A 25,594-nucleotide genomic window follows, 5' to 3' on the forward strand; every position below is an offset into this window, starting at 1 on the left:
CTTACACTGTTAGCACTGCTCGCGAAAGAACATGACGTAACCGCCGGTAAGCAAAACTTTCGGCAGATGGCCCTGGTGACTATATTGCCGGACCATTAAAATCGTGATGCTGCGTAATCGTCAGCACAACTGTACCGATCACAATAACCTCGCTCAGCGACTCGCCTTCAATCGCATCCCCATCCGGCGTGATAATCGCTCGACCCATCATTTTGCCTATCGCCACTTCGCCGAATGTCTCATAGCAAATTACAGAGCCGCTGCCGGGCGCCAATGAGCGATCAATGACGTACTGCAGCCCGCCGAACTCGACGAGAGACGTTGCAGATGGGTGCGGGATGAACAAGCGATTAAGGCAGATGCTGTCTTCGATGTAGTCTTTAGCTGGGGATGGGAAGCCCATTACACGCCTCCATTGTTCGGGTTGAAAAGGTAGAACGTCCGGCGCTCACCCTCTTCCGTTGAGATATCGCGGAATGAGTGCTGATAGTGCTCTATCCATTCGTTCGCCTGCTTAAGCGACCATTCATAGTTAACCTGCGCTAACGCCGCCACGAAATCCTCTGTGGCCACTGTACGCCGCCCGTTTGCAGATATCTGTATGCTCGCGCGGAACGCTGCGGGAATGTCGTCTCTTCTGCCCATGATCACCTCAATACTGTTTGGATATACAGTATTATTTGATCAGGTTGCCGGATTGATCAACTGGTGCATCGCTGGAGAATTGTCAGGATTATGATCTGGAGGGGAATTTAGCTAGCTTTTTCTCGCTATGAATCAGTGTATTTTGCTATCAAAAATTTTTAGTGCGTGTAAAGTTCCCATGCAGCTCAGGCTGCGCTTGGATTCCCTTTCCCTTGGCCGAATTTATGCCTGTGTAACGCAGGTTTTTTTCAAATCTTGCATTTATAAATGGCCCTACTAAACTCAAATTGACACTAAATAGTGTCAACCTCACAGAGCCATGTCTCTGCGTAACAAGGATTTCTGCCCGCAATAATTTTCGCGGGCATTTTTTTTCCTGATATTTTAGTGCCAGTGTAATATTTATCTGGTTTACTGCTCGCCCTCTGCTGCCTGCTCCATTTCTCGCATGCGAGTGTTCCAGACTGAGTCTTCAGGCATCTGCAGGCGAAGGTCAATCCAGCGGCCCTCAGGAATATCCATAGGCTCACCAGCCACAATCATCGCGCTGCCGACGTCAAAACGGCGCTTAAACACCGACACTGTTATAACGCCTTCTTTGTCTGTGTCCAGTTCAACGAAGCACAGGCGATTGCCGTTGATATCCTGCGGCACCTCCAGCGTCCATCCCTCATCAGCCAGGCCGACAGCACCTTTGACCAGATAGACGCCTACCGCTGATTTCTCAGCGCTAACACCCTCAGCTTCAGCATTTACCGATACCAGGCCAGCGACGATATGCTGTTCATCCACAGCAAAATCTGGCTGCATTTGGCTAACGTCATTCGTAAGCCGGGCGATTGGGGAGGCTCTTTTGATAAAATTATTAGTATCAATTGTCGTGTTAGCAGTTGACCACATTGTTGACCAAGGCGTTGTAGTGTCTACTGCTGTCGTTGTTGTTGAAAATCTTGCCCACACTGCACCTGAAGTGTTCATGTACAATTGAGCACGCCTAAAATTAGTGTAAATCGACTGGAAGCCGCAACCATTTACGGCTAAGCCAATTTCTGCCTGCGCTTGCGGTGCTCCGCTATACGAGAACGTCCCTGATCTTTGGTGGGTCCCTGTCTCTGTGTTTTTATACAGCCCAGAAGAGTCTAAGGGTATCGTTAAACCCAACAGACTTGTGATATCACTGTTAGATCCTTTTTTTGCATAAGCGTCAAGTGCCGTCTTATCTGCCTTGCCTGCATACTGCGCCGACATGTAGCCCCAGCTCGGGCCAGTGAACGTGCTGCCATCTGGGCGCTGGACGGTTACAGTTGCCACATCGCTGTAAATTTTCTGCCAGTTGTCTTTATCGTAATTAAGCCCGCGAATCGCCCGAGCAGTGTCAGAGGCTACCTGCGCAGTGATCCCGACTAATACCTGATTCGGGATCGCAGTCCAAGCGAGGCCAGAAGTTGTCGGGCCGCCGAACGCTGTGTTGAGGGTCAGTGAGGTATTCGACGCGATGGCGGCAACGCCCAGCGTGTAGGTCACGCCGCCGACTACGGCCACAACGAAGTCATTGACCTTTAATTCAGTGGTGAACGCTGTGCCACTGCCGGTGACCGTTTTAGAATTGATAGTTAACGCAATAGTTCCTGCAGGCATAGTTTTCTCCAGACGAAAAAAAACCGCCGAAGCGGTTATTTATTTTGGCCGTAATTTACGGTTATGATTTGGTCGCGCAGCGGATTGCTCTTCTCGAACCGCCAGCCTCTCACGTCATTGAGCAGTGATTTTTCAAAAATTCCAGCCGGGTTAGCATTAATCACGCGCACATCTTCAGTCATACCCTGAGAATTTACGTTATAAATGATAGTTACTGTGCCGACGATGCGTAGCATGTTAGCGTGATCAGGATAAGTAATATTGCGAGCATGCTGAGAACAGCCCAGCACTAAGAATGAAAAAGCCACTGCGATAAGATATTTCATCGAAATCTCCTTATACAATTACTGCAATTTATCCTTACTGGCGAATCGCAACAAATTATAAAAGAGATCGCATCGATCGTTTTATTTAATTGAGGTTAGGCAGTATCGCATAAGGAATTCGCAATCCGTATGGTCGCATGGTATTCGCCCATGAGCTTTGGTACTGGCTTATCCAAAAGGTTGAAAGTATGCCACCTGAGAATCTGAAGAAAAGCCCTGAGTAACCCGTTATTGAACCTTCCGCACCATCACCATATGAAAGGTTACCGGGGCATAGGCCCGCCAGTAGGAAGGTGTTGGTACCAATGTTCTGAGAATAAGCAGTACTATCCAGATTGTATCCTGCCGGGATATCGTAGAACCCAATGATGCGGGGGATTTTAGCTGCTGAAACAGCCGACCAGACCAACTTACCCGCGGCATTATAGACGTCCTTATACCCCGACTCTATCGCAACATCAGTGCCAGTTCTTGCCATTGCCCCGGCGTTAGCAGTAGCTAACGGATAATTTCCATTGCAAAAAATTGCCTTAGCGCCTTCATTGAATTTAAACCACTGAAGATTTTTATCTGGTCTATAAGCATTGGCTACATATCCCATATCCGAAGTATTACCGATAGGTGTGGTTATGTTATAAATCCCCCGATCCGTAATGGCCCCATATGCCCTTGAATCACGATAGTAAGTGCCAAAATAATCAGAATCTATCGTTACTGCACCAGCAGAGTTGAAAACCTGAAATCCGCTCATAGAAATCCGTATAGATGAACCGTGAGTGTTGATGCTGGCGTAGCTGCCGATGTGCTGTATACGGTGAATCCATTATTATACGCCCTCACCGCATAACTCTCCGTTGCAAATCCGCCGCCAGCAGCTGAAGAGGCCACAACAACACCGAAGCTACCGTTCTGCGTAAGCCCGGGAAATGCCTTTGATACGGATGAGGCATTATTCCCGATCGCCACAGTGGTCTCACCCAGAAAGCGGCTGTTGTAATCACCAATATCAACGATCAGTTTTCCACTGGCGTCCCAGCACTGTAAGCCTGCTGCCATTATGCCCCCCTTACCATATACCATCTCTAATGCGCAATGTGCCGTTGGCATCATAAACACGCCTTTCGACTCCGTTATCCCATGTCCGGCCTGCGCCATTAGATGCGTTGCGCTCAAACGTGCCACCTTTATCCAGGCGCCAGCCCGACACCCCGGTAACAAAATTGTCTGACTGGATATAATCGCCAATTTTCGCACTAGTGATGGTGCCATCCTGAATAAAGGCGCTGCTGATAAACACCTGGCCGTTTACTACGGCAAATGGCGAATACTGTGTGTCGCCGCTGCCGGACATCAGCACGAACTGGTTCGCGTTAAAGCCTACACGGGTCACCACCGGCTGCCCTGCCTGTGCCAGCACCGCGATCGACATCCCCGCGTTATAGGTGATTCCGTTAATCCTAACGCCCGTCTTCAGCGTGTAAATCGCCGATGCACCATCACCGTCAACTACTGCAGTTAGCTTGTCTTCCAGCGCCGCGGTCACATCGCCAATCTGCGCCTGCACCTGGGTAGACAACTCGGCCAGAGCATTATCGACCTCAGCTACAGTTGTTTTAACCACCAGCACGTCAGCGCGCACTTCGCCGAGCTGCCTGAACTGATGATCCACACTGGAATTTAGATTGAGCGCGTTCTGTAGAATGGCCTCAATGTTGGTTTCGATATCCCCGGTAAGGCGGTCGCCATCCTCACTTTTCAGGAAGTCGGCGGCAATATTACCCAGGTAATCATCGGCGTTATTGTTAGCCATGCCGCGTACCCAGTCGGTATAGCCGGACTCGTTCCCGGTCTTATCGACCAATTGTGCACGGTACCAGAATTCCTGCCCAGCCTTCAGGCCCAACTGGGTGTAAGTCGCCTGAGGATAAGGCACATCTGATAGCAGCAACGGGCTCGACTGGTCACTGTTCGGCGTGTACTGAATCTCGGTTTTCAGCGTGTCCGAAGTATTGGCAGGAAAGCCCCAGTTCAGCTGAATGCCCCAGTTTATGCCCTTGGCGGCAAAGCCAACCGGCTTCGGGGGATTGCCAACCTTCCCGGTCAGCATGACCTCTTCCGAATATGCCCAGTCGCTGGAAATCTCCGCCGCGTTAATGGCGCGCACGCGCACAACGTAGCGACCAGCATAAATACCCGGTACCTCGAACGAGGTCGTGGAGCTGCGCGCAACACTGATCCAGTTCCCCTCATTGCGACGCCACTGCGCCTCGTAAGAAATGGCATTAGCCGTTTCCGTCCAGGCTGCACGCATGGTCTGAACGCTGATTCCCTGACTCACTACTGAATAGGCTTCAATCTTGATACCGGCCGGTGGAATCTGGCTGCCCGGCGGCACAACGCTAATTGGCCGTTCGTCGATAATGGCGCCGGTATCGATACGGGAATATTTATCCGGATCGTGATACGCACCCGATATGGTGAATGTGTTGTCGTTGTTGTCCGCCACGCTGACGACGCGATATTGCTGCGCATACAGCTGGTCTGATTCAACCACCCACACGCTTTCCGCCTGCGGCGTCTCGCCATAAGCCACAGTAACGGTCACCACGTTTCCGGTGACGCTCTGGATGGTCCGGCTCTGCGCGGCACCGCTTGGCAGGTTGAGGATCATGCGGTCACCCTGCTTCGCATCCGGCGCGCGGTCGAGGGTAATGGCGCGGCCGTTGACTGACCTGATGCGTCCGCCTGTAATCTTCCCTGACAGGAGTTCATCGGCAACACCAATGATGTAGCCTGGCTGTGGGATCATGCCGTCCAGCCCCACAGAGAAGGTTACAACGCGATCTTTGTTGTTCGTCAAGATGCCCCAGCGGCCCTTACGATTTGCTTCTGACTGCCGGGTACAGCCGATCGCCGTCAGCTCGAGCTGGTTGAAACCATAGCGCGTCACCAGGTCCTGCTCAAACACCGGCTCCATGGCATCTGCATAACCATTGGCCGGGTCAGTCCATGAAACCAGCGCGGTGGTATATCTGGTTTTCGTGGTGCTGCTCGAATAAGTGAACAGACCATCAACCACGTTGGCGCGCGTGTAGGAGTAATCGACGTCGCGCGGCATATCAGCCAGCGCCACAATCTGATTTCCGCCCCAGTAAGTCATTCCCCGGAATATGGCGGCAAAGTCGCGCAGCACCGTGTACGCGTCGTTGCGCTGCTGAATGTACACGTCACACTTATAGCGCGGCTCTGTGCCGCTACCGCCCTTACCATCGGGCACAAGCTGATCGCAGTATTGCGACACGCGGTACAGTTCCCATTTATCGATATTAGCGGCGGTCAGTCGGTTGCCCAGGCCAAAACGGTCGCTCACGACAATGTCGTAGAACACCCAGGCCGGGTTATCTGTCCATGCCCATTTGAAGACACCAGACCAAGTCCCGGTATAAGTGCGGCCAATCGGGTCATAGTTGTCCGGAACGCGGATCACGCGACCTTTAGGCTCGCAGGATATCTGGGGGATGGAGCCATTAAACTGGCTGGAGTCGAATTCGATATAGAGCAACGCGGTATTCGGGTAGCGCAGCTTTGCGTCGATCACCTCCGTGTAGCTTTGCAGCGACATGGCGTCGCCAATCTTTGCGCTGTTCGCGTTCGCTGTAAGCCGGCGCAGGCGCACCGTCCATGTGCTGCCTGCCTGCGGTAGATCGATGCGGTGACTCCGTTCGTAGCCTGACGTGGTTTTGCCAGTTACCGCAGTGTTAATCACGGTGACAAACGAACCGCCGTCTGTCTGCAGGTCGATGGCGTATTTGATGGAGTAACCCACCAGATCACCATCGTCTTCCTGCTTAAACAGAGAGGGCCATTTCAGGCGCAAGCGAATGGCTGAAAGCTGAGTATTGGTGAACGTGTGTGACCAGGCTACATCGCTTTTTATCTCGGTGCCGACGGTGACTTCATTTTCAGTGCCCGGCATGCCCTGGATGTAGGTTTGCGCCTGCGTGCCCGGGCGGAACTCCCAAGTCACACCGCTAAAATTGGCGGAGCCGTCGCTGTTTTTTAAAGCGGTGCCATCAAGGAAGATTGTCTGGTCAGTCAGGCCGCCGCCAAGCTCCCCCTCACCCAACGCGATGAGAATTTTTGCTTTAGCAACTGACTGCAGATCGTCAGGCTGCTCTACCGGCGTTCGGGATGAAGAGCTGCCGCCCTTACGGCCTTTAATTGGTTTAGCGGTCGCCATATTTCACCCATAAAAAAAGGCCGCCATGTGGCGACCCTAATGGTGGAGAGGAGGATTTATTTACTGCTGATCTTCAACGTAGATACCGGCAGAGATGATTGCGCCGCCAATTCGCGGGCTGCCATACGGCAACGCCACCGGGTAACCCTGCGAGGCAGTATTGGTCACGCTGCCGAACGCATATGATGCCTTGTTATCAGCATCCTGTTTGCTGGCGAGGCCTTTTGTCTGCGGTGAAAGCATCTGGATGACGCCGCCGAGCGCCATTGATGCACCCGCTGCAATCATCCCCATACCTACGGCTGAGGTCGTGCCGAATGTAAAATAGCCAGCAACCACAAGAATCGCGCCAGCTATGATCTGCAATAATCCAGCCTGTTTACTGCCGATGATAATTGGCGCAATGCGGATGTCTCTATCGCTTTTATCTGCATCAAGCTCGTTAATTGTCAGATTGGTGGTGCCGCTGAATACCGCATAAGCTAGCCCCTTTCGCTTACTACTACTAACGAAAGGTTCAAAACCTGGGATTATTACGGATAGTGCCTTAAATGCCTCTTTGGGGGTTGAAACAGCCAGTCGATGAACGCGGCCAAAGGTAGCCCCCAGCACGCCATAAAGACGCACTGTCCTGATTTTTTCCTGCATATATCACCTATAAAAAAACCACCCGAAGATGGTTGATTTTAAAACGCTGTGGGTCTGAGGCCGAATATAACGTCTGAGTCGTACCCAATACGATAAGTGAGCATCTTGTCAGGTAAGATGTTGATTGCCACCTCACTCATGCTGCCTCCACACTAACCCCTTAGGCTCTGCACCGATTATGTGCTCACCATATGCCGGGTGAATGATTATTTTTTCAGCAACCGAGACCTGCGCAATTTCTTTCCCATCCAGAAATATCTTCGTGTAGCAGGCATTTCAGACGTGCCCTGAATCGCGCTTGATAACCACTCTCCCAACTCCACTGCCGGCTATCAGCAACGGCTTAGCGAACACCCGGTAAGCGGACACGTCAGTAGCTTGAGTTGTTGCTATTGGATTGGCTGTACAACCAGATAAGGCCAATAATGCAGTCAGCAACACAAAGTCATTCATGTTTTAGTCCATAAGTTGTTGTCTAAAGAAATGGTGAAAATCACTAACCCACTCCCCGTTATCATCTTCATAGCCGACAGTTTCTATAATTTTTTCAGCTATCGCGAGGGGTAGTTCTGGCCTTTCAATTCTACGACACAAACCTTCAAACTCACGTTCAATTGCATCTAAGTCCAACATCCGATTTAGCGATTCAAGCATATGATTATGTGCCACATCAAATATAGGATTACCATTTTCCGTGTAAGCAAACGCTTTTCTATCTGCGTCAATTATTCTAAAATCAAACTCGAAAAATGACCGTTCAACAGTTTCAATTTTTATAGGTTCTTCAATAGCAATTACATCCGCTTGGTGATGAACGGATTTGATGAAATGAATTTTGTTTTTTAGAACCATGGTGTACACGATTGCCGAGTACAAAATAGCGTCATTCCACCGTCCCTCTTTCTCTGAAAATATTCTCATTTGGCTGCGTATGGGTATTAGATCATATGGCTCATGATACTCACTAGACAGGCGATTAAGCTCCGCCCAGCCGTCATTAGATTTTCCCGCGAGCAGTAAATACATAGGAAGGCGGAGTCTTTCCTGAATCAGGATGACTTCATTAACGTCTGCAGATTGATAAGCCACCCTTAAAGTCTGGCAAGCTTCGTCGTAACGCTTTTCTTTTTTTAGTCGGGTAGCTTCTTTTAAAAGTTCACGGTAGGTCACTTCCCTATCCCCATTCGTAAGTATTGCGATAATCCTAGAGGGAAGCGGATGCAATGGGAAGAAAGAAAACCCGCCGGGTGGCGGGTTACTAGCTACAAACCTCAGTGGGTTTAAGCGTGATTCTCGCAACCTGGCAAGCTGCGGTCGATGATCAGGTTGCCTTCGGCACGTATACCGATTTTACCGAAGATAAACGCATGGTTTAGCTGGGTAATTACCACATTACTCAGGCCAACAGCGCACTTATCCTTCTCGATGGCACGGTCAATGGCAGTTTTCATGTTAGGAATGCCTGTAGGGAACAGGATCACAGGGTATGAATCTTCTGCTGTTACACGTGGGCCGGTAACGAATTTATTACCGTTGATGTTGTAATTTTTGGTGCTGCCAACTGTCAGATCAGCTACGCGAATTGAACATCCAGAGAGAACCAGAGCACCCAGAACAACAGCTAAAACTTTTTTCATTTATACATTTCCATTTGATTGCAATCAGAAATATCTTATCACGAAAAATTTACAAAACAATTCCAAAATATAAGCGCCGCTTCTATTTTTGACTTAACAAGTCTACACGCCTCCTCAGCCAGGTAGTCATCAACAAATATCCCCATATCGGACTATCTTCACCGTCCTATCCCGCCAGTACCCTCCGTACGGCACCCGCTGGCTCAGCATGCCGTACATGTGGTGAAGTAGCATATTGTCAGCCAGCAGGACACCAGCGTGGTTAGCAACGGGGGCCTGAACCTGCATTATGATCAGATCGCCGGGCCGCAGGTCACCACTAAACTCCCGAAATCCGCATTCATACCAGTTATCCAGATAGCGATTTTCCTCACCACTCTCCCACCACGGATAATCCAGCCGGTAATCGGTTAGCTCTATGTCGTGCTCCTGCCGGAAGTAACTCATTACCAGACCCCAGCAGTCTGTATGCCCCAGTACAAACGGCCGTTCGAGCAACGGGAGTTCACCACGCGGCTGAATGGTACTCAGATCACCCTCTGGCCAGCTGACGATATGCCATGGCAGTTCCGTAGCATCGCACTGCGCTTTATCCAGTTCGCTGGGTTGGGTAGTGGCATCCGGATGGCTGTGAACGATCGCCGTAATGCTTCCCCAGTCCTCCGCCGCTGCGTAATCCTCCGGGCAAAGGTAGAAATCATCTTCTGGCATTTCAGCCAAGTTCCGGCAAGGGAAATACCGCTCAACCCGGCTTTTCTGCGCTATCACGCCACAAGATTCTGCCGGATAGCACTGCCGGGCATGTTCAAAAATAGCCTGTTGGGTTTTCTCTCGCATAATCAGCCCTTGATCAGGGAGGTGCCGGGGAAGCCACCGAACGGAAGCGGATTATTTGCGCCAAAGCGTGGCTTGCAGCCGCTGTTCAGCGTGCCGTTGCATACATCCTGCGATGGGTCATCCACCTGGTTACCGTGCTTATCGAAATATTTGGTACCGGCGTAGTCACAGCCATCGCCCGTGCGGTATTTGCCGCGAATGCACCAGGTGCATAGTGAGTGCAGCTGGCGCGTGGGGATCATCAGCCCCTGCAAGTCCATTGGGCTGCTCAGTGTGAATTCAATCGACAGGTTGGTTTCCTGGCTTTTGCTGTCGATATAGAAAACCTGTACCTTTTCCTGAGTGGGATCTGCTGATGCATTACCCTGCGGGAAATTGCGCGCATCCAGATACTGCACCAGTGTATCGTGGATGGTCACTTTCGCCTGAAGCATGTCGTCGTAAGCAAGGCACAACGCGGTGATCGAGCTGTTTACGTTCGCCACCGTCAGCTTTGGTTGCTCGCTGATGCCGCTGGTTGACATTGCAATGCCAGTAATCTGGCATGGCCACGCCGTATACTCATTGCCCTGCCACCAGATGGCCTTGGGCGCCAGTTTGGTTTCATCGCCAGCTGCTGCAGCGATTTCTTCAGGCGTGTGAAATAAGGTTTCCGCATGGAAGCGCAGAAGACCTGCACCAAACGCACTGCCATCCATTTCGAAGAGCCTGACCCAGTTTCCCGGCTCCAGTTTTTGCAAGTCACTGTTAATTGGCATAGGTTTCCTAAACTGAAGGTGATTGCTCGAAGGTACCCACCACGGTCATAGTGATTCCACCAGCAGGCATAGCGCCAATGGAGTCTTTAACGACGCGATATAAACCCGCAACACCGTATGGCGGAGTCCAGATAAACGCTTTGACGGTATGGTTGCGCATAAAATTTAGGATCGGGAGCATGTCCTGCTCGCGGCCAATAAAGGTGAGGGGCCAGCTTTGCGTTTCAGGATTGATTCCGTCTCCCGAAACCTGCTTATAGCCATCGCCGAGCTGCACCTCTCGGATGCGATGGCTATATTGCCCCTGAGGCTGATTCTGTGTCTGAGTTCGCCAAGTAAAAGTATCGATAGCCATTTCCCCTCCGGGAATAATGCCCGGTCACCCGGGCGTTAACGCGTCTGCATTGCCTGCCAGATGATGCCGCCCTGCCGGGTCTGCTTCTGGATACCATCAGTCACAGCGCGGTCAACCGTCTGCTGATACGCCTTGGTCAGCGCTGCGTTCTGGCTGGCTGATTGCTGCTGATCGCCGCCAGTGTTCACATTGACAGTTGTCTGCACATTGACCCCTGCCGTACCGCTTGATGACGCGCCATACATCATTCCAGCCCCATCAACAACACCGCCTTCGGCATAGCCGCGCATCATTCCATACAGGTTGGAGACGCCGATGCGTCGCGTAGCCTCTTTGGTGAAAACAAACTCACCGCCATGCACAATCCCCTTAGGCTCATACTTCCCACCATCCCCGGTGTAACCACCAGTGTCATATTCAGGGATGTAACCGCCCTTGTAAGCCATAGAGAGGTTGTTGTATGCACCACTGGAGAATGCGTTGTTGGAACTGGCTGCTGTTGATGAAGCAGATGCACCAGCGCTTATCCATCCCAGCGCCTGTTGAATTGCATAGGCAATCAAAAGCCGGTTGATAACCTCAACGATCATCTTCAGCATGGAAGTGCCGAAATCTTTGATGCTGGCCTTTCCCGTAGTGACCATCGATGTGAGTGCATCAGCCAAGCCATTTAATCCGGACTGTGCAATCTGGCTCACAGATGAATAAACGTTGGTTGCAGAATCCTGATATTCAGCCCAGCCCTTTTTGGCTCCGGCCAGCCAGTTACTACGTAAAGCATCTTCAGCAGCATAATAGTCTTCAGTCGCCTTCAGCTCAGACTGATACCCCTCGTCTGAAAGACTACCGCCCGCGTTCTGCCAACCAGAGCGAAGCTGAGAACGTGCAAGTTCTCGTTGAGCCTGGCGATCACTCATTGTTGAACTGCTATTTAACGCGTCAGTTTTTTCGGACATTTGTGTGGCGTACTTCTGCGCTGTGTCCATGCGCTTGTTAAGCTGCTCCTGGGCGGTAATTTGGTCGCCAAGTAGGGCTTTCTGGCGCGCCAACTGCAGCACCTGGTCTTTACTGGCAAGCAGGGATTGCTCCTGCTTTGTCAGCTGCCGGGTGCGAGAGGCTTCTTCCAGCACCGTGAACTGCGATTCGGTTTTCCAGAGGTCTTTCCGTTGCTGGCTGATGACATCATTAATGCTGCTGTGCTGCTGCAGAACCTGATATTGAGTCCGGAGAGCAAAAAGTTCCCTTTGCCCGGTATCCTCAGCCCTGTCCCCCGCTGGTGTGCTGTAGGCTTTCCCTTTTGCAGTCTTCGGATCCTTATACTGGTTGGCAATGTTCGCCATACGCTTCTGATACTCAGCCTCGGACATCCCAACGTTGCTTTTTGGATCCGCAGCAGCAGCCTGGTTCATTCTGATGCGCTGGCGATTCAGCTCAGCTATGGCTTTCTCGCGTTTTTCCGCATTGGTCAGGCCCTGATTCAGCCCCTGCTGCAAGGAGATGGCGTCTGTCAGGTTCTGGTTATGTTGTGCGCGCGCATTGCTGGCGGCTTCTTCCTTAGCAACCTGAATGTCACCCATGAGGGTAAAGGCGTTGATCTGCGCGTTAAGCACGCCCAGTTCTTTACGCCATTCATCCAGCTTGCCGTTACTGCGGTTGTACCCGGTCGCCTCTGAGTTGCTGACCTGTGCCTGGATGCTGTCGCGCCGATTGGTAAGGGTTTTGAGTGCCTCGTTTTGCGTCGGAGCGCGTCCAATGCCCTCAATCGCATCCCACATGCCTTTAGCCATATCGGTAAGCCCGCGCATGATGCGTGAGACGGTACCCAGTGACTCCTTCATATTGGTGGCGGCAGTTTCCATACCGTCAGCGGCAACGCGATTAGCCTCCGCCAGCGCTTCGGTATAGCGCCCCTCTTCCTGCAGCGCGGCGATGTGCTCGTACTGCACCGCCGTGAGGAAGTGATATTTCTCGTTCAGAGCCAGGATGCCTTTTGACGGGTCATTCGCCAGCGCTGCGATATCTTTGGCCACTTCATCGAGAGCAACGCCGGACTCTTTCGAAAACTTCGCCACCGAAACGGTCAGCATCTCGAAATTTGCACCGGCCGGCACGCCAGCTTTAACCAGGCTGTTCAGTGCAGATGATGCGCTGGAGTAGGACACGCCAGCCGCGTTAGCCGCTGAGACCGTATTCTGTAGGGATGAAGCCGTAAGTCCGGAATAGCTGTTGGTCAGCGCCAGAGACTTTCGCAGCTCTTCGGAGCGCTCTGCGGCGCTGTAGAAGTTGTAGGCCACCAGCGCACCGGCAGTAACCAAACCGCCGAGCGCCAGCCGGACGGGAGTGATCAGACTGGCCAGCGCTTTAAGCGAATTACCCACGCCGCCGAATGAGTCCTTTATCTGCCCACCCTGCTGAATGGCAATCATCCAGATAGGCATACCGCCTGCGATAGAAGTGGCGATATCGGTGAACTGCGCAGGAAGCATGCGCATTGCCTGCCGATACTGGCCTGCGGATATCTCGCCACGTTTCCAGGCATTTTCCTGATCCCGCAGCCGGGCAATCATAGGTGCGGCCTGCGATGAAACACCCAGTTGTGCGGCTTTAAGCTCCAGCAACTCAGAGCGTGTTTTGTCTATCGCTGTGACCTGGCTTTGCAGGGACTCAATGAAGGTCTGCTGCGCTGCGGCGGCACGCCTTGATTCAGCGGCTACCGCACGTTCAGCAGATTCCTGCTCTGCCAGTGCCTGTTTCAACCCTCTGGATGCGATGGCAGCAGCGCGCTTCTGATCAGCCTCACGAGCAACGGCTTGCTCCTGCTCACGTAGCCGGGCGATGATGGGGGCTGCTTGCTGGCTAATCCCCATTTGTGCGGCACGGTATTCAGCAATGTCAGCTTTGGAAGATTTGAACGCGGCCACCTGATCATTGAGACTTTGCAGAAAAGACTTTTGTGAAACAGCCGCACGTTCTGCGTTTTGTGCCTGCTCCTGTCGGGCCCGACCCTCTGCCGTTTCTGACTCCATCACCTGAGCAAGTTTTGTGCGAGTGGTATCCAGAATAGCGTTAAAGCGGGCGTAGGTTTCAGTATCAAGATTACTGCGATGCTTCGACAAACTGGTCTGCAGGTCGTCCAGGTCATTCAGCGCACGGTTTACCGGGCTGATGCGGTTGAGCAGGTTCAGCAGCTCCTGCTGCTGCTGAACAGTAGCCTGCGATGCACCTTTAGTACTGCCCTGATTCTGCCGCTGGGCTTCCGTGAAGGCCCGGACACGCTGGTGAATCTCATTGATTTCCCGCGCGGCATCAGCTGTTACCTTGCCAGCGCCTTTTGTGCTGTTGCCGAAATCATCAGCGCCCTTTGCAGCGCCAGCAGCAGAGCCTTTGAAGTCATCCAGCGCCTTATTGCCGCGCTCCAGCTCCGAGGTATTTACACGGAGCGCAATTGTTGCGATATCGGACATTACGCCCCCTTGCTGTGGATCAGGTCCAGCGCTGCACGTTCCATCACCCGGACATCATTTAGCGCGGCTGCCTCGTCATCAACGCCCTCAATCTTCATCAGCCAGGGCAGGACGTTGTAATCCAGCCCGGTGATTCCCCCAACTCCGGTGCGCCACTGCGTTGCCATCGCGCGGAACACACCGAATGCTGCCCAGCAGTCAGGCCAGACCTCAACGATCTGCTCTTCGTCGGTGTAGTCGTCGGCAGACAGGCCAGCGGCTGCGAGGTCTTCGTGAGATGGGTCAGGCGTATAAAACGCCGAGGCAACCGCAATCAGTTTTTTTGGCGGTTCGCCATCAGCTCGTCGTAATAGGCTTTGGTAACGGCTTCGAGCGCGCGCGGGTAGTTATCAAGCAGCGTTTCCAGATTGTCGCGGTTGAATTCGTCAGGCAGCGCCCACGCTTCAGTGATGTCGAGTAAAAAATCAACGGCGTTTTTACCTTCCATCGTTTCGATTGATGACAGCTCTTTCAGCGGTTTGTGCTTAAAGGTAAAGGTGATCACACCATCTTCATCCCCGGCTCGCGGGATGGATACATCGACCTTGAAGGTCGGCTTTGGTTGGAGCTGGAATTTAGATGCCATATTTTTTCCGAAAATGCCCCCGATAGGGGGCGTAATTAAGAAATGGTCACTGAAGCTGTCGCTGTCTTAGATCCGTCTTCAGTGGTTGCGGTGATGGTTGCGTTGCCGTCAGCCACACCTTCAACTTCCCCACCACTGGTGACGGTGGCGATCGTCGGATTGGATGATGACCAGGTAACGGCTTTATTGGTGGCGTTGGCTGGAAGTACAGTAGCGGTCAGCCTGGATCTTTCGCCGACTGCCAGAGCAATCGTCGATTTATCCAGGCTGACGCCCGTTACCGCTACTGTGCTCACTTTTCCTTGTAAAACGTCATATCGCGGGACTTCCTGGAGAAAGCAGCAGTAGTAGTTTCCACGGCGTTGACCGCGGATGTTGGTTCGCCGTCGAATGAAGGCGTACCAGACCAGTAACGCATCTCTTTCGCCTTGGGTACGTACATGCGCATCGGCATTGTGTCCCCGTAGCGATCGGCTTTTTTCAGCACCGGATAAATCGGCAGCGTTGAATCGTGCGCGAGGGTATAAGTCAGCGTTTTGGCCGCTTTATACGTCGCCAGGTTGCGCTGGTTATCATCCGCGAGGAACTGGATCTGCACGTACTGCTGATCGCCGCCGGCAGGGGCCACTTCAGTGATTTGCGGGATTTCAGTCCAGCCAGTAACTTTCTGCAGAGAACCGACACCTGCACCGGCTGCGAAAAAGTTCAGGTCTGAAGTATCGATAATGCCGATTGTGATGCTGGTCGCGGTCTGCGCCGAAACGCGAGCCACCAGATCGTCAATCAGTGACCATCCTGATTTAATCAGCACGACATCATCAACCGCCAGCCCATGGCCGGTAGCAACGGTGAATACGGCGCCAAGTGCGTTCGATACAGCCGTGACTGGAATAGCATCATCCAGCTCCGAACCGACGAACACCGTGGCGCCATTTGGAAGCGCGAAGCCCATAATGGTTTCTCCGATATTTGCACATAAAAAAACCGACGACTGTCGGTAGTAGGATTACTGCGCCACGTCAGCGCGGTAGTTCATGCTGATGGGTATGGAATACGAGGATGTTGTCGTGATGCCACGATATTGCGCTGGCTCTCCCACGATGTAGCAGGTGAAGCCATCGCCAGGCATTTCGGTGCCGTTACCGAAAAGGTTTTCAATCTGCGCGGCGATTGCGCGCCCCTCTGACCGCCCCTGAGCTGCCGGGACAACCACGCTTACCTGATAAATGCCAACGAACACTCTGGCGCGCTGTCCGAGGTCAATCGCGTAAGGCGTGGCAGGCATGTCGTGTGACTCGAGATAAATCCCTGCCGGCGGGTCAAAGGTGACGTTCTCATAGGCCACTGCCAGTCCCTGCACATCGGCCCACTCACCCAGCCGGGACTCCAGCAATGTGGTAATGTCTGGCCTGCTCAACTGCGCACCTCCCGTACCGTCTCATCAAAGAAAAGCTGAAACTCAGCGGCAGTGATACGAACCATTCCACCCGGTGCCTGCTTCGAGTGACCGAACTCCAGCGGATAGGCGTATGGCACGTTATTGCAGAAGTAAATGGCATTCATGCCGACCCTGAAGCGCTCGATCACCATATTCCCGGCAGCTATAGTCTCGCCTCCGTTCTTATCAATGCGCCCTGTTTCACCGTCTGACGGCTGATCAAACGTTACCTGCCAGTTACCACGGAAGCGCCCGCCGGTATAACCGGGCGGAGCCACCAGCGCCATACTGTCGTTAACCTTGCGCCCGGGCCGAAGCCTTCCAACTTTAGTCAGGTTGTCAGGGTTTTGCCTGAGCAGGCTGTTATGTTCATCGACGGCCTGGTTGTATGAGACCGCTGTCTGGTTAACAGCCCAGTTCTCCGGGTTGCCAACAGGTGACATATTCACGAGCCGGGCCAGAATTTTGATCGACACACCACGCACCACAGCAGCCTGATTTCCTTTTGCCTTATCAACAAAGGCATCAATGGAGGCGAGGAAAGACTGATTCTGTGACATGTCACGCCCTTAATTGTGCGCGGTAGCAAAGCACCAGCGCAGCCGGCTTAACCGGGTTAGGCTTGATGATGCGGTACTGCTTACCGTCAATTTCTACCAGGTCACCGATCGCCAGCTCAGCATCTGCACTGAACACAACCCTGACGTCACCGGCCAGAATGTTTTTACCGTCAATCTCTTCCGGTACATATTCGGTGCGCACGCCTGTTGCGGTGAATTCCACATCGGGCTGGTGCACTTCTCTACCAGCCACAACGCTAATCCCACCCTTGCGTGTCACGCCATACTTCATGCCGTTTTCAGTCAGGAGCCTCTTAGCCGTCGCTCTCATGCGGGAATAGTTAATCGCCATATCAGCCTCGCACTACGCTAATCTGACCACTACCCATAACCATGCCGCGCAGCAAACCACCGAGCCAAGAGAATGAAGGCGCCGCTGTTCGGCTGCCCTGCGCATAAGTCACGCTTACCGCTCCGGTTACCGTTTCCTGCAACACCTCCCCGCCGCCAGCAGTAGATGGCTGCAAATCGGTTTCCTGTGCTTCGATTGCCAGCCTGCATTGCGCCTGGATCAGCTGTTTCGGTATGGTATTACCTGGCAGCGTAGCACCATCGACGACCACGCAAGTGCGCGGCCATGCCTGAGGCTGATCGGGATAAGCGCGCATGCCTTTCCATTTCAGCCCTGAAAGGTAATCCATCGCCTGCATCAGCACCTGCTCACACTCAAAATCTTCCGCCGGGACGTCATAGCCCCGCCGCTCAGCCAGGTCACGCAGATCCATAACGCTGGCGTAGCTTTCGAAATTAGGTGAAGAAGGATCGGTAATCAGCATTACGCCTCCTCGCTGGTATCCTTCACCCAGCCTTCATCAATCCAAAGGTGGATATCATTGGGATGAACGTCCGCTTCAACCGGGCCGCCGGGATGTGATGGTGCGAAGCGGGACATATGGATAAGGTTGGGCGATTCCGGGGCTTCCGGGGCTTCCGGGGCTTCCGGGGCTTCCGGGGCTTCCGGGGCTTCCGGGGCTTCCGGGGCTTCCGGGGCTTCCGGGGCTTCCGGGGCTTCCGGGGCTTCCGGGGCTTCCGGGGCTTCCGGCAGGTTAGCGTTAGCCTGTTCGGACTGCCCCGCAATATCTTTCTGCTTCTCAGCCTCGCGCGCCAGGCGCTGCTCTTTGGTTAATCCAGCCATTGAGAACTCCAAAATAGTTTAGGGGCCGCAGCCCCTTTGATTAACCCAGCAGCAGCACAGCGTGAGCTGGTTTAATGGATGCGACACCCCATGCCAGACCAACCTCGTAGCGCACCTGACGATACTGACGGTACAGCGCCACCTGGAAGGTGATACCTGAAACCGGATCGGTAACGTTCATCACGTCGTCGGCGGAGTCACCGCCCTGAGGCATCGCTGGGGTACGCGCTGCCAGCAGGAAAGCGTTGCGGTCGAACGCCATGTTGGCCGTGAATGCCCCACCGACGGTGATCTCCGTATTGTCAACCAGTGACTGACGCAGACCAGGCGCGGCCAGCGTGATTGTGGATGCAGTGGCAGCCGCCACAACATATTGATGATTATCACCTTCAAAAGTGATCACACTGCCCTGCGCAATCCCTCCAGTCCCGGTATCAATGGCGATGATGATATCGCCTTCCTGCTTGGCACCATTGACAAGGTAGCCAGTACCTGCGCCACCAGCCACACGCTTAACGCCTGCTGAGTTATGCAGGTTGAATCCTTCAAGCCGCCCGATCACCCCCTCTCGCAGCAGTTGCTCAGTACCGGATTCGTTCACCTTGAACAGCACTGACTGTTTACCGCGTAGATTGGCAGTGGCAGAGGAACCAAGCACCATTTGAAGATCGGTAGTAGGCGCGCCGTTGTCTTCCAGAACCTGACGCGCCAGGGCTGCATCAGAAAGGTCTTCTTTCACGCCGAACGGTGTAACTCCAGCGGTGCCGACCGCGCGCGATGAAGCGTAGTAAAGCGCACCCAAATCGGAATCAACTTCGTTAGCCAGCGCGCGGAATGCCTGCTTGAACTGGTCAGCTAGGATAGTGTTGTAGGTACCGGAAGGGCCGATCGCCAGTTGTTCCTCGCCGTTCCATTTCACCGGGGCCATTTTGGCTTTGGTGATCGCCACGTTAACGGTACCGATATCCTGATCGCCATCGTTCGGCGCGGTCGCACCCGGCGAGATATCAACGGTGGTCGCCTTGGGAGCAACCGGGGAGGTGACGGTCTGGCCCTTTGCTGCTGCGTCAGCCTTTGCGTCGCGTGCTACGGCGGGGATAAAGCCAACCTGCTCGCGGCTGACCACGTCCAGAGCGGTATAGATAGTCGGGATCAACCCAGTGAGGGTATTAGACATTTGGTAATTTCCTTTGCGATTTGAGGGATGATTTTTGAGCTATCCAGCTCTGGCGCCGCGCCTCATCCGAGCCACGGCAAAGGGGTTAATCAACGATGGTGGTGCCTTCTTTAAGCGCGTTCTGTTTGCCCGCCATATCCAGCGAGTCAAACGCAGCGCGCTTAAGAGTTTTCTGCCCTGCCTGATGCTGGGACTGCTGAGAGCCGCCGCCAGAGTTACCAGAGGCTTTCAGAATGTGATCTTTCTGCGGGTATTGCTCAACAAGGAACTCCAGAGCTTCGTCGAACTCCGCCAGCTCCCCCGGTTTGGCGCGGGAATAAACCTTATTGCCGTTGCCGTCGTAGGCCACGACCTTGCCATCTTCGATTTTGAATGAATTGCCAAAGCGGGACTGAACGAAGTCAGCGGGGATCGCCATCTTCTCCTGGATGAACTTGGAGCCACCGAAGCGGCCGCCAATCATTTCGCCATACAACTGCTGCTCGAGTTTCTGGTTTTTGCCATTCGCTTCGTCCAGCTGGGTCTGGAATGATTTGGTGATTTCAGCCTTAACTTGGTCAACCGCGCCCGCATCGATCAGCTTCTTCTGGTCGATTTTGTTCATCATCTCCAGCGCCTCGAGTGCTTTGGTTGGGTCACTGATATTGGCAAACTTAGCCAGGCTGGCCTCTGCCGCTTCTTTTCCTTCACGGTGAGTTTTGGCCTCACCATTCAGCGAGCTAATCTTACTGACGGCCTGTGCGGCGTCGAACGCGATTTCTTTACCGTCGTCGTGGATATAAACCGGCATACCGTTTTCAACGACTGCATGGCCATTAGCATCAAGTTTCAATTTCATGGTGTTCTCCAGGCCTTCCGGCCGCTGTTTTAGAGGGCATCCGCCCCGGCGCCGCATTGCATCCGCTTAGCAGCAGGCATAAAAAAGGCCACCAGGAGGCAGCCTTGTAAATAATTTGAGTTTCAGTTGATGGCAGCATCACTAAACGCGCTCCCGTCAATTTGCCTGAGCTGGTCTAACGTCAGGAATTCGCCTTTATCTGAGAAGAATTCGCCGGGCTTCATGCCTCCTTCTCGCAGAAGCCTGGCCCGGGTCACACCCAGCACTTTTATCTGCCGCTCGTAGGGTTGCCGCTCCAGCCACTGGGCGTAGTTAGTGTCAGCTGGCACCTGCCCATCCATGCTGGCGCGGGAGCCAGAATCCATCTCATCAACGGGGATCCCCAGCTCTCGCCAGGACTTTACCACCAGCGTTTCGGTTGAGCGGCAGCAAAAGTGAATTCGGCCCGGCCCCTGCAGGTACGGAATTTTGTGCCCGATGGGTTTGTTATCCAGCGTGTACTTGAGGCGGTCGCGGATAATGCAGGTCGGCGTGGTCTTGGTATCCAGAGTGGAAAGCCATTGCTTTGCGTCCAGCACGTCAGCATTCGCTGCCGCAAAGCTGTCCCGCGCCACCGCAGCCACATGGCTCACCGCCGTTTTGGCAATACTCATGGCATTAGCACGACTGACCTGGATAGCACCGTCCTGATAACCATTCGCCGCCGTGCCGCGCACCTGCCGAGCTATCTGCTCCGTAGTGGCACCATTCAGGTAGCCTGAGCGCACGGCGTTCGTAAGTCGGGCCAGCCGATCGGCTTCGAGGTTACTGGCCCATTCTGAAAGCAACCGCCCCTGAAATGGCCGGGCCATTGCCGCGGCGTAGACCATATCCGACGTGATGGACGCCAGCGGGTAGTGCCGGAGCACGGCCTCAGGCAGCAGCTCAGCGAACAGGTCTAACTGATAGCTCGCTTCATGTCCGGTAAACTGCGTGAGCTCGTCGGCCAGGGTGGCAAACGCGGACTGTACTGCAGAGCGATTCACCTCTCTGACGCTGCCCAGCAGGCTTTCCAGATGCGCCACGGTAAAGTTTTCACGCGGCAGGACATCCAAGGCCACCAGCAAGCGGGCCGATAGTTCAGCATCGCTCTGGTTAAGTCTGCTAACCATCCGCCGCGCCGCTCCGGTACCGTAGCGGGATACGAACAACGCATGCGCGATGCTCTCATCACTGAGTCGGTTGTTTACCGTTGCCATTTTTGCCGCCGATTAGGTTGGGTGGTGGATTATTCAGTTCGTCGATCACCTCTTCCGGCTTCGCGTCAGGATCGATGATACGCAGGCTCTGAAGCGCGCGGACAGCATCAACCTGTCGAATATCACCACCAGTGCGCAGAGACTGGATTGCCAGCGCAGCCGGCGCATTAATGCTCTGCTCGGCCGCTTCCAGCTCAGTACGCACATCAACGTTGCCACCATCCGGAAGCCCAAGCCACTCAGCCATGATCTGCAGGATGTTGTCGAGCGCATCCTCCAGCGAGTTCGCCATGGTGTATAGCGGGGAGTGCTCCTGCATGCGCTCCTCATTGGTTTGATCAACCGACTTGGTGGAGGTATTTTCCGACCGCAGCAGCTTAGCTCCGGCCATGCGCATTTGCTGTTCGAGGTCTTCCAGCGAGGTTTTACCCGCACCTACAGCCGAGCCAGTGTGTTCGGTGTATTCGATACCCTGCCGCTGCCTGTCCTCAAATCGGAGCGCGCTGGATGCGCCAATTGTCAGCTCCTCCCCGGCAGCCAGGCCGTAAACACTGAGGATCGGCACGCGGGCAACGTGCAGAATGTTGTCCTGCTCACTCTGGCTCTGCCAGTGCTTGATGTTCAGCATGGCCAGATTAAGCAGTGGCGGAGAGCCGCACATAAATCCGGTGCGCTTCGTGTAAAGCGTCACCAGAGTGATGTCTTTCCTTGACGTCTCCCACTCCTCATGTAGGGCCCATGCTATCGCGCCATCGTCCCCGGTCGATTTACGGTAAAGCTGGACTTTACCCGGTGTCATGTAGCGGATTTGCTCAACCTTTTTCTGGCCGAATTGCTCCGCTTTCTCGACAACAACCTCTTTGATACGCAGCTCAGTCAGCACAGTTGTTCCGTTCTGTACAACGGACTCCCAGCCAATGACCTGGCGCGGATTAATCAGCGTGGCATAAGGCCGGGCACCGCTGGCCTTCTCCTGCGCTTTAGTACGGGTGGTCTCACGGTCAACACGAGGATAATCCACCAGCGCATGGGCCAGACCGTATTGTGACGCGATCCTGAATAGCTCCTGCGCCCATACGTCAAGCCGGTTACCGGCCATATCGAAATTCGTGGAGATGGTCACCAACTGATCGGGCGTGTCATCACTCAGTTTTAACGGTTCAGCGAATACGCGCCCAATGTTCTGGCTGATTGTCTCTTCGTACCCAGGCAGCAGAGTGGCGACACTGAGTCGATGCTTATAAGCTTCGGGATCTTCGTTCGGCCATTTTGGCAAATACGCCTCGCCCAGCGTGCGCATGTAGAGCGTGCCGCCCATGAGGGCATCGTTGATGTCCCACGCCTGCAGCATGTTCCCGTAATCAAGATTGGGTGTTGAGATATCTGGCATGGTTTACATCCGTAGTGGAGTTGCTTTGCCCTGCGGCTTAATGATCGGAAAATCCTTCACGATGAAATACCCGCCTGCATCGTTCGGGTGGTCGTTATCTGCCTTTTTGTCAGGCTCGCCGTTTTTGTCCCATACCTGCTGCTCCAGCGACTCGGTATAGACCGGACAACGCTGCACGTTCACAAGATAGCGGCGTTCGCCCAGCGCATTGCAGAACATGGCATTCATGGAGTTGATACGGTCCTTAACAGGCGGGTTAGCCGCATTGACCATAACGCTGAATCCCGCCTGTTTAAGCTGCGCGATATCGGTAGCGCTGGCGTTGTTCGATTTTCGACTGTCGCCAGAGGCGTCCGGATAGATATAAATCTGCCGGCTGGCCACGTACCGGCCTCCCTCGTAGCGCCAGAACTCCTCCTGGATGCGCTTAATCATGGCTGGGGTGTCGTAGACTTTGGTCAGCTCGCGAACGGCGCGCGGTAATCCCTCCCGCTTAACATGGACGATCGCGGCCATTTTCCCCACGTTGAAGTCCATGCCAATGAAGAGCGCCTCACCTGGCTGCTCTTCTTCGCTGCAGTTATTTTTCCTGCGATCGAACTGGTGGTAAATGGTGCCGCTGGCCAGGTTAGTGAACTGCCCGCGCAGGTAAGCTTTGATCAGCTCTTCCGGATATGAGCCCAGCAGCGACGATATGTAATCCGGCGGCAAGTTCTTCGCGTTGTCGAATGTGCTGGCCTGAGTCAGGCCGTATAGAGTTGCCAGTTCGGGTTTATCGCGCACCGCCTTAACGAACTGCTGGTAAACGAACTTAAAACCCTCAGGCGTCGTCGTCACGTCGATGCCGTTGCGAAGGTTCGGCACGTTGTAGCGCATACGAGCGATGATTTTCCGCCAGGCCTGCTGCGCCTTAGCCGAGGGCATAACATCCAGCTCATCCACCAGCGCGTTACCGATTTTAAAACCGACAATGGTCGCCGGCTTCTCCATCGATCGGCAGATAGTGGTACCGCGAAAGGTCCGGCCCTCGTAAAAGTGGACCTCTTTGTTGCTCTCGTTGATCTTGACGTTAAGACCCCAGTCGAAAGCCACCTCCTCTACCGTTGGGTAGAATATGTCGCGGATCTGCGGGTAAGTTGGCGCAAAATAACCCTGGTTGATTTTGGGGAACTCCCAGAAGCCCTTACAAATGCCGCCACATCCTACCCACGTCTTGCCACTACCGAACCCGGCCACATAAGCCTTGAACTTGTGCGGCATCGCAAGGAAGCGCGCCTGCGGGATGTTAAGCGTCGGGCTGATCCCCATCGTCTGCCCTCGCGTCTACTACGTTGATATTTATCTGCACTGGCGTTGGCTGCCTGTCATCGCCATCCTCTGCCAACTCTTTACGCAACTTCTCGATCTCAAGCTGACGCTTTTCAATTTCGATCTGCTGCAATTTCTGCGTGAATTCTGTATCCGCCAGGCCGAGCCGCTTCGCCACCGCTTCGAACATCCGTTCCCGGCTTATGCTGGACAGCTCAATGCCGTTTTTGCCTACCTTCGTACCGGAGTAAGCAAGCCGGGCAATGGGCGGCAATTCGCGTGTGTCCTGAATATACGCACGCCCCAACCCCTCGCCATTGCAGCGCGGGCATTCGGGATTAGCGGGCTTCGTTGCGTCGTAACCGTAGCCACCGGCATCAACTGGTTCGCGCTGCTTTCGCTCAACCGCCTCGAGGTGCTTCTCGTCAAACTCGACCATATCGCGCCACTGGTAGTGATGGCCGAAGCCCCAGCAGTAGCGACAGCAACCGCGGCGGTATTGCGACAGGTCGTTAGCGTCGAACGTGGCCAGTTGCCACATCTGCGCAAGCACGGTATCCGCTGAAATTAACACACGGGACATTTGCGCAGTCTGCTGCTCAGTGATGGCGTCGATAATTGAAGGTTTTTGAAGCAACTGATATCCAAGCTGCCCGGCAGACGCAACGCTGTACCCGGCTCGAATCGCCGCCTGAGTGGCGTTGTTGTCTTTGAGATACTCGGCAACAAACCGACGTTGCTGGTCGGTCAGGTTATCATTAGCAACGAGCTGTTTTGCGCTGCGCTTTGACTGCGCACTGCGCACTTTCTCCTGCGCAGTGGTTTGCGCATTTTGCGCAGAAGGGTGCTTGATGTAGCGGCGGGCCGTGGAGTAGTTGTAACCCCGCGCCTCGCACCACTCCTTCGGTGATATTCCTGATTTGGCGTGATCGGCGAGGAACTCTTTCTGAATGGCCCCCCAGTCCGGTTTTGCCATGTGATATCTCTTTGTTTAGAACCATTACGATGCCCGGCACGCCAGGGATTGTGTTGGCAATAACCATGCAAAACCATTGAAAAAAATTTTTCAATGACCATATATCGTAAGGCTGCGTTAGTTTTTACAGAGCCAATCAATGCTTTCTTTCACACACAGGATTACGTATGAGCAATTTGAACCCAAACACATACCGACTGGTAGTTTTCAGTCGAGAAGAAAACAAAGCTTTGCTTGAGTTAAGGTCTCATACACCATTTGGTGCTATAAGTCTCGGAGACTCAATCAATGTGCAGGATTT

29 protein-coding genes are annotated in these 25,594 nt (G+C 53.7%); all 29 read right to left on the reverse strand.

Annotated features, from left to right (window positions below; translation table 11 throughout):
• Nucleotides 1-79: 79 nt before the first annotated feature.
• Complete coding sequence (locus tag ACLI4M_RS03710) at nt 80-403, reverse strand: hypothetical protein (RefSeq protein ID WP_133623038.1); 324 nt, start codon at nt 401-403, stop codon at nt 80-82.
• Nucleotides 403-645 (reverse strand): DNA polymerase V, encoded by a 243-nt coding sequence (locus ACLI4M_RS03715; RefSeq protein ID WP_208864874.1) that lies wholly within the window; start codon nt 643-645, stop codon nt 403-405. The genes ACLI4M_RS03710 and ACLI4M_RS03715 overlap by 1 nt, the downstream gene beginning before the upstream one ends.
• A gap of 411 nt (nt 646-1,056) precedes the next feature.
• Nucleotides 1,057-2,283: a hypothetical protein gene (locus tag ACLI4M_RS03720; protein WP_133623037.1), complete on the reverse strand. Its 1,227-nt coding sequence runs from the start codon at nt 2,281-2,283 to the stop codon at nt 1,057-1,059.
• Between the two features lie 35 nt (nt 2,284-2,318).
• Nucleotides 2,319-2,609, reverse strand: a complete 291-nt coding sequence (locus tag ACLI4M_RS03725) for a TonB family protein (RefSeq protein WP_133623036.1) — start codon at nt 2,607-2,609, stop codon at nt 2,319-2,321.
• 85 nt (nt 2,610-2,694) lie between these two features.
• Complete coding sequence (locus ACLI4M_RS03730) at nt 2,695-3,360, reverse strand: hypothetical protein (RefSeq protein ID WP_133623035.1); 666 nt, start codon at nt 3,358-3,360, stop codon at nt 2,695-2,697.
• Nucleotides 3,357-3,665 (reverse strand): hypothetical protein, encoded by a 309-nt coding sequence (locus ACLI4M_RS03735; RefSeq protein WP_133623034.1) that lies wholly within the window; start codon nt 3,663-3,665, stop codon nt 3,357-3,359. Before ACLI4M_RS03735 ends, ACLI4M_RS03730 begins: the two co-directional genes overlap by 4 nt.
• 10 nt (nt 3,666-3,675) lie before the next feature.
• Nucleotides 3,676-6,849 carry a host specificity protein J gene (locus tag ACLI4M_RS03740; protein WP_133623033.1) on the reverse strand — a complete coding sequence of 1,058 codons (3,174 nt, stop codon included), beginning with the start codon at nt 6,847-6,849 and terminating at the stop codon, nt 3,676-3,678.
• 60 nt (nt 6,850-6,909) lie between these two features.
• Nucleotides 6,910-7,497: a tail assembly protein gene (locus ACLI4M_RS03745; RefSeq protein WP_133623032.1), complete on the reverse strand. Its 588-nt coding sequence runs from the start codon at nt 7,495-7,497 to the stop codon at nt 6,910-6,912.
• A 456-nt stretch (nt 7,498-7,953) separates the two neighbouring features.
• Nucleotides 7,954-8,667 carry a hypothetical protein gene (locus tag ACLI4M_RS03750; protein WP_133623031.1) on the reverse strand — a complete coding sequence of 238 codons (714 nt, stop codon included), beginning with the start codon at nt 8,665-8,667 and terminating at the stop codon, nt 7,954-7,956.
• Nucleotides 8,668-8,777: 110 nt separating this feature from the next.
• Nucleotides 8,778-9,134: a hypothetical protein gene (locus ACLI4M_RS03755; protein WP_133623030.1), complete on the reverse strand. Its 357-nt coding sequence runs from the start codon at nt 9,132-9,134 to the stop codon at nt 8,778-8,780.
• Nucleotides 9,135-9,263: 129 nt separating this feature from the next.
• Nucleotides 9,264-9,971: a C40 family peptidase gene (locus tag ACLI4M_RS03760; protein ID WP_133623029.1), complete on the reverse strand. Its 708-nt coding sequence runs from the start codon at nt 9,969-9,971 to the stop codon at nt 9,264-9,266.
• Nucleotides 9,972-9,973: 2 nt separating this feature from the next.
• Nucleotides 9,974-10,729: a phage minor tail protein L gene (locus ACLI4M_RS03765; RefSeq protein WP_133623028.1), complete on the reverse strand. Its 756-nt coding sequence runs from the start codon at nt 10,727-10,729 to the stop codon at nt 9,974-9,976.
• A gap of 7 nt (nt 10,730-10,736) precedes the next feature.
• Nucleotides 10,737-11,084, reverse strand: coding sequence for a phage tail protein (locus tag ACLI4M_RS03770; protein ID WP_133623027.1), 348 nt, complete (start codon nt 11,082-11,084; stop codon nt 10,737-10,739).
• Nucleotides 11,085-11,119: 35 nt separating this feature from the next.
• On the reverse strand, nt 11,120-14,548 hold the full coding sequence (locus ACLI4M_RS03775; RefSeq protein ID WP_133623026.1) for a phage tail tape measure protein: 3,429 nt from the start codon (nt 14,546-14,548) through the stop codon (nt 11,120-11,122).
• Complete coding sequence (locus ACLI4M_RS03780; RefSeq protein WP_133623025.1) at nt 14,548-14,865, reverse strand: DUF1799 domain-containing protein; 318 nt, start codon at nt 14,863-14,865, stop codon at nt 14,548-14,550. The genes ACLI4M_RS03775 and ACLI4M_RS03780 overlap by 1 nt, the downstream gene beginning before the upstream one ends.
• Nucleotides 14,862-15,173 carry a phage tail assembly chaperone gene (locus ACLI4M_RS03785; protein ID WP_048915117.1) on the reverse strand — a complete coding sequence of 104 codons (312 nt, stop codon included), beginning with the start codon at nt 15,171-15,173 and terminating at the stop codon, nt 14,862-14,864. Before ACLI4M_RS03785 ends, ACLI4M_RS03780 begins: the two co-directional genes overlap by 4 nt.
• A gap of 35 nt (nt 15,174-15,208) precedes the next feature.
• A complete protein-coding gene (locus ACLI4M_RS03790; RefSeq protein WP_413449777.1) occupies nt 15,209-15,469 on the reverse strand; it encodes an Ig-like domain-containing protein in 261 nt (86 codons plus the stop codon).
• On the reverse strand, nt 15,466-16,125 hold the full coding sequence (locus ACLI4M_RS03795) for a phage tail protein (protein ID WP_166643161.1): 660 nt from the start codon (nt 16,123-16,125) through the stop codon (nt 15,466-15,468). Before ACLI4M_RS03795 ends, ACLI4M_RS03790 begins: the two co-directional genes overlap by 4 nt.
• A gap of 54 nt (nt 16,126-16,179) precedes the next feature.
• Nucleotides 16,180-16,590: a DUF4128 domain-containing protein gene (locus ACLI4M_RS03800; RefSeq protein WP_133623024.1), complete on the reverse strand. Its 411-nt coding sequence runs from the start codon at nt 16,588-16,590 to the stop codon at nt 16,180-16,182.
• Nucleotides 16,587-17,171 (reverse strand): hypothetical protein, encoded by a 585-nt coding sequence (locus tag ACLI4M_RS03805; RefSeq protein WP_133623023.1) that lies wholly within the window; start codon nt 17,169-17,171, stop codon nt 16,587-16,589. Before ACLI4M_RS03805 ends, ACLI4M_RS03800 begins: the two co-directional genes overlap by 4 nt.
• 1 nt (nt 17,172) lies before the next feature.
• Nucleotides 17,173-17,523: a hypothetical protein gene (locus ACLI4M_RS03810; RefSeq protein ID WP_133623022.1), complete on the reverse strand. Its 351-nt coding sequence runs from the start codon at nt 17,521-17,523 to the stop codon at nt 17,173-17,175.
• Between the two features lies 1 nt (nt 17,524).
• Nucleotides 17,525-18,007: a DnaT-like ssDNA-binding protein gene (locus ACLI4M_RS03815; protein WP_133623021.1), complete on the reverse strand. Its 483-nt coding sequence runs from the start codon at nt 18,005-18,007 to the stop codon at nt 17,525-17,527.
• Nucleotides 18,007-18,366: a hypothetical protein gene (locus ACLI4M_RS03820; RefSeq protein WP_413449778.1), complete on the reverse strand. Its 360-nt coding sequence runs from the start codon at nt 18,364-18,366 to the stop codon at nt 18,007-18,009. Before ACLI4M_RS03820 ends, ACLI4M_RS03815 begins: the two co-directional genes overlap by 1 nt.
• 40 nt (nt 18,367-18,406) lie before the next feature.
• Nucleotides 18,407-19,543, reverse strand: coding sequence for a P22 phage major capsid protein family protein (locus ACLI4M_RS03825; RefSeq protein WP_133623020.1), 1,137 nt, complete (start codon nt 19,541-19,543; stop codon nt 18,407-18,409).
• Nucleotides 19,544-19,628: 85 nt separating this feature from the next.
• Entirely contained in the window at nt 19,629-20,381 is a 753-nt protein-coding gene (locus ACLI4M_RS03830) for a DUF6651 domain-containing protein (RefSeq protein ID WP_133623019.1), read from the reverse strand.
• Nucleotides 20,382-20,503: 122 nt separating this feature from the next.
• Nucleotides 20,504-21,619: a phage minor head protein gene (locus ACLI4M_RS03835; RefSeq protein WP_133623018.1), complete on the reverse strand. Its 1,116-nt coding sequence runs from the start codon at nt 21,617-21,619 to the stop codon at nt 20,504-20,506.
• On the reverse strand, nt 21,591-23,009 hold the full coding sequence (locus tag ACLI4M_RS03840; protein WP_133623017.1) for a DUF4055 domain-containing protein: 1,419 nt from the start codon (nt 23,007-23,009) through the stop codon (nt 21,591-21,593). Before ACLI4M_RS03840 ends, ACLI4M_RS03835 begins: the two co-directional genes overlap by 29 nt.
• A gap of 3 nt (nt 23,010-23,012) precedes the next feature.
• Entirely contained in the window at nt 23,013-24,317 is a 1,305-nt protein-coding gene (locus ACLI4M_RS03845) for a terminase large subunit domain-containing protein (protein WP_133623016.1), read from the reverse strand.
• On the reverse strand, nt 24,295-25,293 hold the full coding sequence (locus ACLI4M_RS03850) for a terminase small subunit (protein WP_133623015.1): 999 nt from the start codon (nt 25,291-25,293) through the stop codon (nt 24,295-24,297). The genes ACLI4M_RS03845 and ACLI4M_RS03850 overlap by 23 nt, the downstream gene beginning before the upstream one ends.
• Between the last annotated feature and the right edge of the window lie 301 nt (nt 25,294-25,594).

The organism is Erwinia sp. LJJL01 (assembly GCF_047300805.2).
In the GTDB taxonomy this organism is placed as follows: domain Bacteria; phylum Pseudomonadota; class Gammaproteobacteria; order Enterobacterales; family Enterobacteriaceae; genus Erwinia; species Erwinia aphidicola.